General features: G+C 57.5%; 12 protein-coding genes. 5 read left to right on the top strand and 7 right to left on the bottom strand.

Annotation, left to right across the window (positions count from 1 at the left end; all coding sequences use genetic code 11):
* Positions 1-177 precede the first annotated feature (177 nt).
* The 6 genes from acs to CLV88_RS00820 all read right to left on the bottom strand — a co-directional run bounded on the left by acs (position 178) and on the right by CLV88_RS00820 (position 7,549).
* Entirely contained in the window at positions 178-2,127 is a 1,950-nt protein-coding gene (gene acs, locus CLV88_RS00845) for an acetate--CoA ligase (protein ID WP_106606476.1), read from the bottom strand.
* 123 nt (positions 2,128-2,250) lie between these two features.
* Positions 2,251-3,006: an ABC transporter ATP-binding protein gene (locus CLV88_RS00840; protein ID WP_106606475.1), complete on the bottom strand. Its 756-nt coding sequence runs from the start codon at positions 3,004-3,006 to the stop codon at positions 2,251-2,253.
* A gap of 14 nt (positions 3,007-3,020) precedes the next feature.
* Positions 3,021-3,776, bottom strand: coding sequence for an ABC transporter ATP-binding protein (locus CLV88_RS00835; protein WP_106606474.1), 756 nt, complete (start codon positions 3,774-3,776; stop codon positions 3,021-3,023).
* Between the two features lie 12 nt (positions 3,777-3,788).
* Positions 3,789-4,991, bottom strand: coding sequence for a branched-chain amino acid ABC transporter permease (locus CLV88_RS00830; RefSeq protein WP_106606473.1), 1,203 nt, complete (start codon positions 4,989-4,991; stop codon positions 3,789-3,791).
* A 2-nt stretch (positions 4,992-4,993) separates the two neighbouring features.
* Positions 4,994-6,025, bottom strand: coding sequence for a branched-chain amino acid ABC transporter permease (locus tag CLV88_RS00825; protein WP_106606472.1), 1,032 nt, complete (start codon positions 6,023-6,025; stop codon positions 4,994-4,996).
* A 186-nt stretch (positions 6,026-6,211) separates the two neighbouring features.
* Positions 6,212-7,549, bottom strand: coding sequence for a substrate-binding protein (locus CLV88_RS00820; protein WP_106606471.1), 1,338 nt, complete (start codon positions 7,547-7,549; stop codon positions 6,212-6,214).
* A 219-nt stretch (positions 7,550-7,768) separates the two neighbouring features.
* Here CLV88_RS00820 and CLV88_RS00815 point away from each other — a divergent pair, with 219 nt between their 5' ends.
* The 5 genes from CLV88_RS00815 to CLV88_RS00795 all read left to right on the top strand — a co-directional run bounded on the left by CLV88_RS00815 (position 7,769) and on the right by CLV88_RS00795 (position 13,732).
* A complete protein-coding gene (locus CLV88_RS00815; RefSeq protein ID WP_106606470.1) occupies positions 7,769-9,070 on the top strand; it encodes a helix-turn-helix domain-containing protein in 1,302 nt (433 codons plus the stop codon).
* A 74-nt stretch (positions 9,071-9,144) separates the two neighbouring features.
* Entirely contained in the window at positions 9,145-9,513 is a 369-nt protein-coding gene (locus CLV88_RS00810) for a response regulator transcription factor (protein ID WP_106606469.1), read from the top strand.
* The gene (locus CLV88_RS00805; protein ID WP_106606468.1) at positions 9,510-9,776 is read left to right on the top strand and encodes a hypothetical protein; all 267 of its coding nucleotides are present in this window, start codon (positions 9,510-9,512) and stop codon (positions 9,774-9,776) included. Before CLV88_RS00810 ends, CLV88_RS00805 begins: the two co-directional genes overlap by 4 nt.
* A complete protein-coding gene (locus CLV88_RS00800) occupies positions 9,776-12,466 on the top strand; it encodes an ATP-binding protein (RefSeq protein WP_106606467.1) in 2,691 nt (896 codons plus the stop codon). Before CLV88_RS00805 ends, CLV88_RS00800 begins: the two co-directional genes overlap by 1 nt.
* A 93-nt stretch (positions 12,467-12,559) precedes the next feature.
* The gene (locus CLV88_RS00795) at positions 12,560-13,732 is read left to right on the top strand and encodes a FliM/FliN family flagellar motor C-terminal domain-containing protein (RefSeq protein ID WP_165798780.1); all 1,173 of its coding nucleotides are present in this window, start codon (positions 12,560-12,562) and stop codon (positions 13,730-13,732) included.
* Here the strand turns inward: CLV88_RS00795 and CLV88_RS00790 are convergent.
* Positions 13,706-14,134, bottom strand: coding sequence for a protein tyrosine phosphatase family protein (locus tag CLV88_RS00790; protein WP_106606465.1), 429 nt, complete (start codon positions 14,132-14,134; stop codon positions 13,706-13,708). The genes CLV88_RS00795 and CLV88_RS00790 overlap by 27 nt on opposite strands.
* Positions 14,135-14,136: the final 2 nt, after the last annotated feature.

Below are 14,136 nucleotides of genomic sequence, written 5' to 3'. Positions count from 1 at the left end.
GGTAACGCTAGAACTCCAATAACGCGATGACAAACGCTAAACTTATGGTTGATGTTGGATCACTTTGAATCGCGTTTTTGGCTATAGCAAGCGCAATTTTACCAATCGAACAAAAAAGGCCGGGCTCCCCCGACCTTTTGGTTATGACACGCTGTCTGGCTCTGTTGCGAGCGAGTTTTAGGCCTTGTTCATGCGGTTTTCGATGAGGTCATCGACCACCGCAGGTTCCGCAAGCGTGGACGTATCGCCCAATGCGCCATAATCGTTCTCGGCAATCTTACGCAGGATACGGCGCATGATCTTGCCTGACCGGGTCTTTGGCAGACCGGGGGCCCATTGGATCAGGTCGGGCGATGCGATCGGGCCGATTTCGGTGCGCACCCATGTGCGCAGTTCCTTGCGCAGCTCGTCCGTGGGTTCCACGCCGTTCATGAGAGTGACATAGCAATAGATGCCTTGGCCTTTGATGTCGTGCGGGTAGCCGACCACAGCGGCCTCAGCCACAGAAGCGTGTGCAACAAGAGCAGACTCTACTTCGGCAGTGCCCATGCGGTGGCCGGAGACGTTGATCACGTCGTCGACGCGGCCAGTGATCCAGTAATCGCCGTCTGCATCGCGGCGGCAGCCGTCACCGGCAAAGTAGTAGCCTTTGTAATCCGAAAAATAGGTCTTTTCGAACCGCTCATGATCGCCCCAGACGGTGCGCATCTGGCTGGGCCAGCTGTCGGCCATGCAGAGCACACCTTCGACATCATTACATTCGATGATCTCGCCCGATTGCGGGTCGAGCACCACGGGGTGCACCCCAAAGAAAGGCTTCATCGCCGCGCCGGGTTTGGTTGCGTGAGCGCCGGGCAGGGGGGTCATCATGTGGGCGCCAGTTTCGGTCTGCCACCACGTGTCGACAATCGGGCATCGCCCGCCGCCCACAACGTCGTTGTACCAGTTCCACGCCTCGGGGTTGATGGGCTCGCCCACTGTGCCAAGGATGCGCAGCGAGGACAGATCACAACGTTCGACGAACTCATTGCCTTGCCCCATGAGCGCGCGCAGCGCCGTGGGTGCTGTGTAGAATTGGTTTACCTTGTGCTTTTCGCAGACCTGCCAGAAACGCGAGGCGTCCGGATAAGTTGGCACACCTTCGAACATCAGCGTGGTCGCGCCATTGGCCAGAGGGCCGTAGACGATATAGCTGTGTCCAGTAACCCAGCCGACATCGGCGGTGCACCAATAGATGTCACCCTCTTGATAGTCGAACGTATATTGATGGCTCATCGCGGCCTGCACCAGGTATCCACCGGTGGTGTGCACGACGCCCTTGGGTTGGCCGGTGGAACCGGACGTATAGAGGATAAAGAGCGGGTCTTCGGCGTTCATTTCTGCGGGTTTGCAGTAATCAGACGCCTCGAACGCCATTTCATTATAATCGAAATCGCGCCCGTCAATCCAAGTGGTCTGATCGCCGGTCCGTTTCACGACAAGGCATTTCACTGTGTCCTTACAGTGCAACAGCGCGGCGTCGACATTGGATTTCAGCGCCGTCTTGCGGCCACCACGCGGTGCGGTGTCGGCGGTGATGACCACCTTGGCGTCACATCCGTTTACACGGGCACCAAGCGCATCGGACGAGAAGCCAGCGAAGACAATTGAGTGGATCGCACCAATACGGGCACAGGCCAGCATGGCATAGGCCGCCTCTGGAATCATCGGCATATAGATGATGACCCGGTCACCTTTGCGCACGCCCAGCTCTTCGAGGATGTTGGCCATGCGACAGACGCGGCGATGCAGGTCGGCATAAGAAATGCTCTGCGCCTGTTCTTTGGGATCATCGGGTTCAAAGATGATTGCTGTCTGGTTGCCGCGCGTTTCGAGATGGCGGTCGATACAATTGGCGCTGACATTCAGGGTGCCGTCTTCGAACCATTTGATGTCGACATTGCCGGGGGCAAACGACGTGTTCTTGACCTTGGTATAGGGTTTGATCCAGTCGATGCGTTTCCCGTGCTCGCCCCAGAACGCTTCTGGATCAGAGATTGAGGCGGCATACATCGTGTCATATGTGTCTGAGTTGATATGCGCTGATGCGGCAAGTTCAGCAGACGGTGGATAGGTTTTGTCGGACATGGATCACCTCGGTGTATTGAATTGTTGGCGAGGGTAGGGGGCTGCGGCGCAGTGTCAATACAGGTGACGCTAACAGCGTCACCTTAGGTTTTTTGATGGGCGGACGGGCCGGTCGCGCCAATATCAGATCGCCAGATATTCGGCGCGCAGTTCTTCGTTGGCCAGAACCTCTTCGGCTGATCCGTCAAAGACGATCCCGCCGGTATCAAGAATGACCGAACGGTCCGCCAATTCTAGCGCGCGAACGGCGTTTTGTTCGACGATCACCGTGGTGATGCCCTGTTCCTTGATGATGCGCAGGGTCTTTTCGATCTCGTCCACGATCACTGGGGCAAGGCCCTCGTAAGGTTCGTCCAGCAACAGCACCTTGAGGTCGCGGGCCAGCGCGCGGGCGATGGCCAGCATTTGCTGTTCACCCCCGGAAAGGGTCACCCCCTCTTGCTTGCGCCGCTCGCCTAGACGGGGGAACAAATCGTAAAGCCGATCCAGTGACCAACCGATGGGTGGGGCGATCTGGGCCAGTTGCAGGTTCTCTTCCACGGTCAGGCCGGGGATGATGCTGCGATCTTCGGGGACAAGCCCGATGCCAACAGCAGCGGCCTCGTAGCTTTTCATTTTGTGCAGCGGCTGGTGATCCAGCCAAATCTCACCGTGTGTGACCTGCGGGCTGTCCATGCGGGCGATCGAGCGCAGGGTCGAGGTTTTGCCCGCCCCGTTACGGCCCAAAAGCGCGAGGATTTCGCCTTCGTGTACATTGAACGAGATGTTCTGCACGATGTAGCTTTCGCCGTAATAGCTTTCCATGTTCCAGACGGAGAGGAAGGCGGGGGCGGTCTCGGCCAGGTTGCGGCCTTTGGAGAAGTCGGGTTTGACGTTCATGTTTTCTCTCCTGATCAGCCAGCTTCGCCAAGATAGGCTTCGCGCACTTTGGGGTTGCCGCGGATGTTTTCGGGATTGTCCTCGACCAGCGGGGTGCCTTGCGCCAGAACGGTGATCCGGTTGGCAAGGCTGAACACCACATGCATGTCGTGTTCAATGATCGCGATGGTGATATCGCGTTCGTCGCTGATCTGTTTCAAGAGGTCGATGGTGTTGTTGGTGTCGGCCCGCGCCATGCCTGCCGTGGGTTCGTCCAGCAACAACAGGCGTGGTTCCTGCGCAAGACACATGCCGATCTCAAGCCGGCGCTTGTCACCGCGCGACATCGAGGCCGCGTGCATCTCGCGCTTGTCGGCCATGTTCATGTCTTCGAGCATGGCTTCTGCTTTTTCCACGATGTCCTTTTCGGACATCATGTCTTCGATCGCGTGCATTCTAAACGCTCCGTCACGTCTGGCGAAACACGGGATCATCATGTTTTCCATCACCGAGAGATCACCAAATATCTCGGGTGTCTGGAAAACGCGGGAAATGCCCATCTGGTTGATCTCGTGCGGGGAACGCCCCAGCACGGATTGACCGTCAAACATCACTGATCCGGTATCGGGGATCAGTTTGCCCACCAGACAGTTGAGCAGGGTGGATTTGCCCGCGCCGTTGGGTCCGATGATCGCGTGGACCGAGTTTTCCTTGACGGAGAGCTGCACATCAGAGAGCGCCTGAAGGCCGCCGAACCGTTTGCCTACGTCTTTGACTTCAAGAATTGCCATCTTTCAGTCTCCTTATTCTGCGGGTTCGGTGGATTTGCCGGGCTTGGTGTCTTCGGTCTTGCCGCGCTTGAGCCATTTGGCGATGCGCTGACCCCCTTCGACAAGGCCACCAGGCAGGAAGATCACAACCAGCATGAAGATAATGCCAAGCGTCAGATGCCAGCCCTTGCCGATGAAGGGATAGACAATGGCGACGATGAAATCCTCGAGCCCGTCAGGTAGGAAAGCAAACCAGCTGTGCAGGATGTCGCTGTTGATCTTGGAAATGATGTTTTCCATGTATTTGATCATACCAGCGCCCAGGACCGGGCCGATCAGTGTACCTGCACCGCCAAGGATGGTCATCAGAACAACCTCACCAGACGCGGTCCAGAACATGCGCTCGGCGCCGGCGAGTGGATCCATGGAGGCCATCAGACCACCGGCCAGACCGGCATACATGCCCGAGATTACAAAGGCCGCAAGCGTATAAGGACGCGGATTGAGGCCCGTATAGTTCAGGCGGGTTTGGTTCGATTTGATCGCACGCAGCATCATGCCAAAGGGCGAGCGGAAGATGCGGATCGCCAGATAAAAGGCAGCAATCAGGATCAGCGCACAAAAGTAGTAGCCGACATTGAAAGTGAACACCCAGGAACTGATTGCCAGATCAAAGCTGTTGCGCATCTCCATCCCAAACAGGCCGGGCACCGGAATGTTGCCGCCTGCGGTCTGGCTCGCGCCGAGGACACGCGGATCGTCGAGCGCCAGTTGCAAGCCGGTTTCACCGCCTGTGATCGGTGTCAGAACCGAATAGGCCAGCGCAAACATCATCTGCGCAAAGGCGAGCGTCAGGATCGAGAAGTAGATACCTGAGCGGCGCAACGAGATAAAGCCGATCAACAGGGCGAACAGGCCCGACATGACCATGGCCAAAAGGATGGCTGGTATGACGTTCATGCTGAGCAGTTTGAACATCCACACGGCAGAGTACGAGCCAATCCCGAGGAAGGCGGCGTGACCGAATGACAGGTAGCCGGTCAAACCAAACAGGATGTTAAAGCCAATGGCAAAGATGCCAAAGATCACAAATCGCTGCATCAGGTCGGGATAGCCCGCGTTAAACTGCGCCATGGCCGATCCGTCAGGGAACGGGTTCAGGATGAACGGGGCAAACATGGTTAGCCCGATTACGATCAGCAGGAGGGTGGCGTCTTTTTTCTTGAGACCCAGCATGATTAGTCCTCCATCACGCCTTTGCGACCCATAAGGCCACGGGGACGTGTCAGCAGAATGATAATGGCGACCAGATAGATGATGATCTGGTTGATGCCCGGAATAAGGTCGATGACCTGGCGCATAGAGGCAAAGCTCTCAAGGATGCCCAGCAGGAAGCCCGCCAGAACCGCACCCGGAAGGCTGCCCATGCCGCCAACAACCACCACGACGAAGGACAATACGAGGAAATCCATACCCATGTGATAATTTGGCGGGTTGATTGGCACGTACATCACCCCGGCAAGCCCCGCCACCGCGGCGGCGATGCCGAACATGATGGTGAACCGCTTGTCGATGTTGATACCCAACAGGCCAACGGTTTCGCGATCCGCCATTCCGGCGCGCACAACCATGCCAAAAGTGGTGAATTGCAAAAAGGCAAACACGGCCCCGATGATCAGCGCGGCAAACATGAAGTAGACCAGACGCCAGTAGGGGTAGATGATGGTGTTTTCCGCAAAGCCAATCATCGCTCCGAAATCAAACGAGCCTTTGAAGGCTTCGGGTGCGGGGGTCGGGATCGGGTTGGCACCATAGTAATATTTGATGATTTCCTGAAGCACGATGGCCAGACCAAAGGTCACGAGGATCTGGTCGGCGTGGGGGCGCTTGTAGAAATGCTTGATCAGGCCACGCTCCATGATGACGCCAACGGCGATCATGATTGGTATGGCAAACAGGATCGACAGCGGCACGGACCAGTCAATGATCGCGGCACCTGTTGCCTCGCCGAACCAGTCGTAGATATAGGGCACATCCACCTTGAGCGGATTGCCGAGAAAATCGGTGCGGGTTTCGTCGATCACTTCGTGGCTGAAGGAAATGATACGGCTCAGCGTGACCGCGCAGAAGGCGCCGATCATAAACAGGGCGCCGTGCGCAAAGTTTACAACACCCAGCGTGCCGAAGATGAGTGTAAGACCCAGCGCAATCAGCGCATAGGCAGAGCCCTTGTCGAGCCCGTTCAGAATTTGGAGAATGATTGCGTCCATGGTTCCCACCCGTAGGGTTTGTCAGCGGTCGCTCCGCATGTGTGGCGGAATGAATATATCGGTGCCGGTTTGCGCCTGTCTGAATGCGGGCCGAGTGCGGGGAGCAATCGTGTGCAAAATGCGCGCAAGTGACGGGCCGAAAAGCGTGGCCGCGCGCGGGATGCACGCGCGGCCTTGGTGCCTAAATTAGGCGCCCGGGTTACAGGTACCCAGATCGCCGCCAAAGATGGAGGCGTCATACGTGACCTGATCAACCGGAGTGACTTCGACGATTTCCAGAAGGTCGAACTCGGAGGTCGGGTTCTCTTTCCCGCGCACAACAAGTACGTCCTTGAAGCACTGGTGGTCTTCGGCGCGATAGAGCGTCTTGCCGTTGCCCATGCCGTCGAACTCAAACCCTTCGAGCGCTTCTGCAACACCACAGGGGTTGAACGTGCCAGCACGCTCACACGCATCTGCATAAAGCAGCGCCTGTACATAAGTGGTGTGTGCCGCCTGGCTTGGCGGGAAGCCGTATTTGGTGCCGAAGGATTTCACAAAGGCTTTGGTGCCTTCATCCTGCAGCGACCAGTGCCAGTTGGTCGAACCGTAGATGCCCTTAACGTTTGCGCCAGCACCACGTGCCATCAGGCGCGAGTAGAGCGGAACAACGATTTCGAAGTTCTTGTTGTTGACCAGCTTGTCACGCAGGCCGAACTGAACCGCGTTGGTCAGCGAGTTCACCATGTTACCGCCGTAGTGGTTCAGAACCAGAACGTCCGCACCCGATTGCAGAACCGGTGCGATGTAGGATGAGAAGTCGGTCTGTGTCAGCGGTGTGCGCACAGCGGCAACTGTTTCCCAACCCATGGCTTCGGTCGATGTCTTGACCGCTTCTTCGGTGGTGTAACCCCAGTTATAGTCTGCGGTCAGGTGGTAAGCTTTACGATCCGTGCCATAGTTTGCGGCGAGGATCGGCGCGAGGGCTGCACCGGACATATACGAGTTGAAGAAGTGGCGGAAACCGTTGGCCCGCTTGTCCTTACCCGTGGTGTCGTTGGAGTGGGTCAGACCGGCCATGAAGATCACGCCTGCTTCCTGACACAGGGCCTGAACGGCCACGGCCACACCAGAAGACGAACCGCCAGTGATCATCACTGCGCCGTCTTTTTCGATCATCGACTTGGCAGATGCGCGCGCTGCGTCAGACTTGGTCTGCGTATCGCCCGTGACATACTCAACCTTCTTGCCAAGGATACCGTTCCCCTTGAGCGCCTTGGAGCTGAATGTGTTCATCATGCCGCCGTCGCCGCCACCGTTCAGGTGCTCAACTGCCAGCTCATAGGCGCGCAGTTCGTCCGCACCCTCGTCAGCATAGGGGCCGGTTTGCGGTACGTTGAAGCCCAGTGTCACGCTCGAACCGGTGGGCTCGTTGGTGTAGGCCGCTGCGGACGACGCCGTAAAGATAGTTGGTAGTGCAACGCCAGCACCGGCAACTGCGCCAGACTTAAGCACGCCACGACGTGTCAGATTGGTTTTGGACATGTAATCCTCCCGTTTTTTGAAAGGCGTGAAAGGTCTCCTCTTACCCCGCACGCAATGCACCATTGTGCAAAACCATTATCGGGGCGTTATGTAAAAACCCGCAACAACTGCTTTCATTGAAACGATTTTTTTGTAAAGTAATTGGCAGTGCAATTGCAACATTTGTAAAGAAGTTTTTCCGCAGTGCAGAAAGGCTTTGAAATTGGGGGAGAATTGCCCATGGCGCGCGACACTTTAACAGGTAGCCGAATCCGCGAACGGCGGGTGATTGTCGGTATGCGTCAAGCCGAGCTTGCACGCGAGGTGGGTATTTCCGCTTCGTATCTCAACCTGATCGAACATAACCGGCGTAGAATCGGCGGTAAGTTGCTTGTTGATATAGCGCAGGTTCTCAATGTCGAAGCCTCGCTGCTTTCGGAAGGCGCTGAGGCAGCGCTGATAGCCACACTGCGCGAGGCGGCGGCGGACGCAAATGCAAGCGGGCAGGAGCTGGACCGGATTGACGAATTTGCCGGGCGCTTTCCCGGCTGGGCGGCATTGATTGCCGACCAGCATCGCCGTTTGCAAAGTCTAGAGCACACCGCTGCAACGTTGACCGATCGCTTGACGCATGATCCGCATCTGGCTACGTCGATGCACGAAATGCTGACCATGGTCACGGCAATCCGTTCGACTGCGGGTATTTTGGCCGACACCAAAGAGATTGAGCCGGAATGGCGCAACAGGTTTCACCGCAATATCAACGAAGACAGCCAGCGCCTTGCCGAAAGTTCACAGCGCCTTGTGGCGTATCTGGACGGGGCCGGTGATGCAGGTGCCAGCCTGACCTTGCCGCAAGAAGAGGTCGAAGCAATGCTCACGGCGAACGCGTTCCGTTTTGAGGCGTTGGAAGCCGCGTCAGATGACGGCGTACGGGACTTTGTCGAGGCGCAAGAGGCGCTGACGTCAAATGCATCGCGTGATTTGGCCAGCTCTGCGTTGCGCCAGTTTCGCGATGATGCACAAGTGATGCCAGTCAATGCCTTGCGTGCGGCGCTGGGCGCTGGACCATTGGATCCGGTGGCGTTGTCGCGCAGCTTTGGCGCCAGCCTGCCGGCAGTGTTGCGCCGTCTTGCGGTGGTCTCGGACGAGGTGATGCCAATGCCATTCGGGTTGGTAATGTGCGACGGGTCGGGCACCCTGATGTTGCGCAAACCGGTCGAAGGGTTCCCGGTGCCAAGGTTTTCGGCGGCCTGTCCGAAATGGCCTTTGTTTCAGGCTCTGTCTCGCCCCATGCGCCCTCTGCATCAGCGGGTGACGGTTACCGGTCGGGATGCGCGCCAGTTTGACTGCTTTGCCGTGACTGAGGCGGTGGGGATGATCGAAGTCAATGTGGATCCGCTCTATCACAGCTACATGTTGATCGTGCCGGTTGACGGGCCATCCGCACCGGGCCGCGAGGTTGGGTCAAGTTGCCGGGTCTGTCCAAGTTTGAGTTGCGAGGGGCGGCGAGAGCCATCCCTGTTGGTCGACGGTATTTGACCTTGGCATTTCGCAGCGCGGCGCTAAGAATAGCACAAGTCGAATATGACGGGCGTGCAGGAAAGGGAGACTGCATGGAGAAGAACGTTCTTCTGATAGAAGACGAACCAAACATTATCGAAGCGATCAGTTTTATTCTGTCGCGCGATGGATGGTCGGTTGCGACACATTCAAATGGGCACGACGCGGTTGGCGTGGTGCAGACCCAATTGCCGGATCTGGTGATCCTTGATGTAATGCTGCCTGGCAAAAGCGGGTATGACATTCTGCGTGAACTGCGCGAAGGTGATCAGACCCGGTCATTGCCGGTTCTAATGCTGACCGCGCGAGGGCAGGTAAAAGATCGCGAAATGGCCGAACGGGCGGGCGCAAGCCGGTTCATGACCAAGCCTTTCTCGAATGCCGAAGTGCTGGAGGTGGTGCGAGAGCTGGTGACAGAGTGAACGAACGCCGCACCTCTTTATTCCTTGAGCGCCAGAGCTATCGCCGGCGCCGTTTGGTGGACGTGGTTCGCGTACTGCCCCTGATTGGTGCGGTGCTTTGGGCGGTGCCGCTCTTGTGGCCCAGCGGCACGGAAGACGTGGTTTCAACGTCAAATGCTATCGTCTATGTGTTTACCGTATGGCTGGTCATGGTTGTACTGGGCGCTGTTTTGGCACGCATCCTGTCGCGGGCGGGTTTGGGTGAGGAACAGGAGGACCGGTAATGGCCACGTTCAACGTGCTTGTCGCGGTCTGTCTGATTTACGTGGCTTTTCTGTTTGTTGTCGCCTTTGCGGCAGAGCGGGCCGCAATCCGTGGACGATCAAACTGGCTGCGATCGCCCCTGATCTACACCTTGTCACTGTCTATCTATTGCACCGCGTGGACGTTTTACGGCGCGGTTGGCTATGCCGCGCGCTCAGGGCTTGAGTATCTGACGATCTATCTTGGCCCTTCGCTGGTGATGGTGGGCTGGTGGTGGATATTACGCAAACTGGTTCGTATCGGGCGCAGCCAGCGGGTGACATCCATTGCTGACCTAATTTCCTCGCGTTATGGAAAATCCAACTTGCTGGCAATTGGTGTCACCATCCTCGCCGTGATCGGAACCACGCCCTATATCGCGCTTCAGTTGCAATCGGTCACGGTCAGTTTTAGTGTGTTTTCAGATGCTTATGATGTGAACTCTCATGTGCAAAGTCATGAGAGCAATGCGCTGTTGATCGCGGCAGGGCTGGCCTTGTTCACCATTGTGTTTGGTACACGAAATCTGGACGCAAACGAACGCCATCACGGGGTGGTCATGGCCATCGCCGTTGAGGCCGTGGTCAAATTGTTCGCGCTGCTCGCGGTTGGTGCGTTTGTGGTCTGGGGGCTGGGTGGCGGTGTTTCCGACATCCTGAACCGTATTGATTCATCCGAGATTGGCGACTGGGAAATGCGCGGGGACCGCTGGGCCGGGCTGATCTTTTTGTCAGCGGCGGCCTTTTTGTGCCTGCCAAGGATGTTTCAGGTGATGGTGGTCGAGAATGAAGACGAAGGCCATTTGCGCACAGCGGCGTGGGCCTTTCCAGCGTATCTGATGTTGATCAGCCTGTTTGTCGTGCCGATTGCGGTGGTTGGTCTTGATCTGTTGCCCGCCGGGTCGAACCCGGACTTTTTTGTGCTGACCATCCCCTTGGCGACCGGTAATGATGGGTTGGCGATGCTGTCCTTCATCGGCGGCTTTTCCAGTGCCACATCAATGGTGATTGTTGCGGCGCTGGCGTTGTCGACGATGGTGTCCAACCATATCGTTATGCCGATCTGGCTGAGCGCATCCGGGGGCGGGGCCAGCGTGTCGGGCGATGTACGCCATGTCGTGCTGCTTTCACGCCGGATTTCCATCGCGGGTGTCGTTACGCTGGGCTATCTCTATTACCGACTGTCGGGTGGAGGAACGGCGCTGGCCTCGATCGGGTTGATCTCGTTTGCTGGGGTGGCACAGTTCCTTCCGGTGTTGCTGGGCGGTATCTTCTGGCGCGGGGCGACCCGGCTGGGGGCATTTGCGGGATTGACCGTCGGGTTTGTCATTTGGGCGTACGCGTTGCTTCTGCCCAGTTTTGGCACTGGGGTTTTCATTTCCGAAAGCGTCATGGCACAGGGGCCTTTGGGCTTGTCATGGCTGCGTCCGCAGGCGTTTTTCGGGATTGATGGGATGGACCCGCTTGTGCATGCGATCTTGTGGTCGATCTCGCTCAATGCGCTGGCGTTTTTTGTTGCCTCACTAATCGGCTTTCCGTCTCCGCTGGAACGGTTGCAGGGCGCTCAGTTTGTGAATGTCTACGAACACAGCTCGACCCCGCAAAGCTGGAGCGGGAGCCTTGCACAGAGCGAAGATCTGATGGTGATGGCCCAGCGTATTCTGGGCGCACGTGAGGCACAGCGATTGTTTGAGCGCGAGGCGCGCCGGCAAGGTGTCAGTGGGCTGTTGCCTGAGCCAAGCCCGGATTTCCTGCAAGTGCTGGAGCGCGAATTGGCCGGTTCGGTGGGGGCGGCAACTGCGCATGCCATGATCGGGCAGATCGTCGGCGGTGCATCTGTGTCGGTCGAAGACCTGATGGCGGTGGCCGATGAAACCGCGCAGATGATGGAATATTCCTCACAGCTTGAGGCACAGTCAGACGAACTAAGCCGCACCGCGCGCCAGTTGCGACAGGCCAACGAAAAACTGACCCGGATATCGGAGCAGAAAGACGCATTTCTGAGCCAGATCAGTCACGAGCTGCGCACACCCATGACATCTATCCGCGCGTTTTCGGAAATCCTGCGGGATAGTGAAAAGCTGAGTGAAGATGACAAGATCAAGTATTCTTCGATCATTCATAACGAAGCTATACGTCTGACACGCCTGTTGGATGACCTGTTGGATCTGAGCGTGTTGGAAAATGGTCAAGTGACGCTGAATGTGCAAACCGGGCAATTGGCTGCGATTTTGGATCATGCGCTGGCGGCGGCACTGACGGGCAATGGCAGCGAGCGTCTCCATGTGACGCGACACCGCACGCAAGAGCATATCGCACTCACAACCGATCTGGATCGCCTGAGCCAGGTTTTTATCAACCTGATTGGAAACGCGCAAAAATATTGCGATGCAGATTATCCGTCGTTGACCATTGATGTTGGTGTGCACGAAGGCGCTTTGGTCGTGGATTTCGTTGATAATGGCACCGGGATTTCCAAAGATGATCAGGCAGTGATATTTGAGAAATTCTCGCGTGTTGGCGAACAGCGTGCCAATGGGGCCGGTTTGGGCTTGGCGATCTGTCGCGAGATTATGTCGCGCCTTGGCGGGGACATCGCCTATTTACCGGGGCAGGGCGGGGGTGCGTTCCGCGTGACACTGCCCGAGACTCGCGTCACTTTGGCCTCGTAATCGCTCCACATAAATCCTCTGGTAACCTTCTGCTTGATAAAGTGAGAGGGACGGGCCGTGGTGATTGCGGTGCGCACAATGGTGACGCGAAGAATGAGCGATACAGGACAGGGTTCTATTCTCAGGCGCAAGGCCAGCGACTGGCGCCAGGACTATATGGCGCGCACAATGCCGCCTGAAAAGGCGTTGCGCCTTGCGATTGAGAAGGCCGGTGAAACCGGTTTGGGCATGGTGCTCGACGTACGCGAAGTGCGCCGTCGCGTGGTTCAGCACGAAAACCTGTCGCAGAACCTGAACGCTGAGGCGCTGTTGGCCGTGTTGGAGGGCGACGACGGAGAGCCAAGCGCGCTTTCGGTTGACGCACAGGTGCTGGCGGGCATGGTCGAGTTCCAGACCATCGGCAAGGTGGTCGCGCGTGAAGCGACGGGCAGGTTGCCAACGCGTGTGGATGCGGCGCTGATTACCCCATTTATCAACGATCTTCTCAGCCGGTTTCGCGCGGCGTTGCTGGACCAGCCCGATACGCCGGATTGGTTGCAGACATATCGGATGGGCGCCATGACGGCCGGGCCGCGCACGTTGTCATTGTCGCTGACATCCCATGAATATCACCTGTTTGAGCTGCATATCGCACTTGAGGGCGGGGCTAAGTCCGGGGTCATGCTGTTTGGGTTTCCGGAATGCAAAGTCGCCCCGGAAGAGGCTGCGGACGGGCGGAGCGTTGAAGCCGATCCCAAGGCTTTTGCCGACAACCTGAAACTGGCAACTTCGGATCTAAAGGCCATATTGGCGCGTGTGAATGTGCCGATAACCACGCTTCAGACTCTGGCTGTGGGGGACGTGTTGCACATCCCCAAAGGGGCGCTGCATGACACACGGCTGGAAACCGCATCGGGCCACGAAATCGCGCGTGCTCAGGTTGGGCAGGTCGACGGGACGCGCGCGATCCGTTTGCGTGGTAAGGGGCTGCCCAAGGCGCGCGTGACAGAAGAAGAGCCAAATTTTGTCGAAGAAACACTTACTGTCTCGAGTGAACAGGAACTGGAGGAGTTGCTGGCGGCTGAAACTGCGCTAGATGCGGTGTTGCCACCCGTCGAAGAAATGGATGACCCGACCGGCTTGGCCGACGATGATTTCAGCGATCTCGATGATCTCATTCAGCTGAGCGCCGACGACATTGGCGACCCAACTGCTTTGGCCAATCTGGGTGCGCCCCCATCCGAGGAGGCGCCGCCAAATTCAGTCGCGCTCGGCGATGGCGCGTAGGGTGGGGGCAAGACCGTTCAGGTCATACCCACCATTGGCCGCCGCCTCGACAATATCATTGGTGTCCATGTCAGGTGCCACGGACAACGCCCAGCAGATTGTGCTGCGCGTGCCAGAGCGGCAATAAGCCAGGACCTTGTCCTCGCACGTGTCCAGCGTCTCGCGCTGAAGTGCCTGTCGGTCGGGGGTCATGGAGTCCATGGTCAGCGGGTTGACGACGTATTTCAAGCCGGCGGCTTCGGCGGCCTGACGCATGACATCACTGTGATGGTCCGGCCCAATCTCGGTGTCGGGGCGGTTGTTGATGACCGCAGTGAAACCGGCTTCGGCTAGGGCGGACATGTCCGACGCCTCGATCTGAGGCGCGACGAAATAGCGGGGGGTGATCTGGCGAATATCCATAG

Source organism: Shimia abyssi (genome assembly GCF_003014475.1).
In the GTDB taxonomy this organism is placed as follows: Bacteria; Pseudomonadota; Alphaproteobacteria; order Rhodobacterales; family Rhodobacteraceae; genus Shimia; species Shimia abyssi.
Note: the sequence above shows the minus strand (reverse complement) of the source record. Positions and strands in the feature narration are given on the sequence as shown.

Bases quoted from the DNA above. Each gene is read 5' to 3' on its own strand.
- acs (WP_106606476.1), bottom strand. From the start codon at position 2,127: ATGTCCGACAAAACCTATCCACCGTCTGCTGAACTTGCCGCATCAGCG.
- CLV88_RS00840 (WP_106606475.1), bottom strand. From the start codon at position 3,006: ATGAACGTCAAACCCGACTTCTCCAAAGGCCGCAACCTGGCCGAGACC.
- CLV88_RS00835 (WP_106606474.1), bottom strand. From the start codon at position 3,776: ATGGCAATTCTTGAAGTCAAAGACGTAGGCAAACGGTTCGGCGGCCTT.
- CLV88_RS00830 (WP_106606473.1), bottom strand. From the start codon at position 4,991: ATGCTGGGTCTCAAGAAAAAAGACGCCACCCTCCTGCTGATCGTAATC.
- CLV88_RS00825 (WP_106606472.1), bottom strand. From the start codon at position 6,025: ATGGACGCAATCATTCTCCAAATTCTGAACGGGCTCGACAAGGGCTCT.
- CLV88_RS00820 (WP_106606471.1), bottom strand. From the start codon at position 7,549: ATGTCCAAAACCAATCTGACACGTCGTGGCGTGCTTAAGTCTGGCGCA.
- CLV88_RS00815 (WP_106606470.1), top strand. From the start codon at position 7,769: ATGGCGCGCGACACTTTAACAGGTAGCCGAATCCGCGAACGGCGGGTG.
- CLV88_RS00810 (WP_106606469.1), top strand. From the start codon at position 9,145: ATGGAGAAGAACGTTCTTCTGATAGAAGACGAACCAAACATTATCGAA.
- CLV88_RS00800 (WP_106606467.1), top strand. From the start codon at position 9,776: ATGGCCACGTTCAACGTGCTTGTCGCGGTCTGTCTGATTTACGTGGCT.
- CLV88_RS00795 (WP_165798780.1), top strand. From the start codon at position 12,560: ATGAGCGATACAGGACAGGGTTCTATTCTCAGGCGCAAGGCCAGCGAC.
- CLV88_RS00790 (WP_106606465.1), bottom strand. From the start codon at position 14,134: ATGGATATTCGCCAGATCACCCCCCGCTATTTCGTCGCGCCTCAGATC.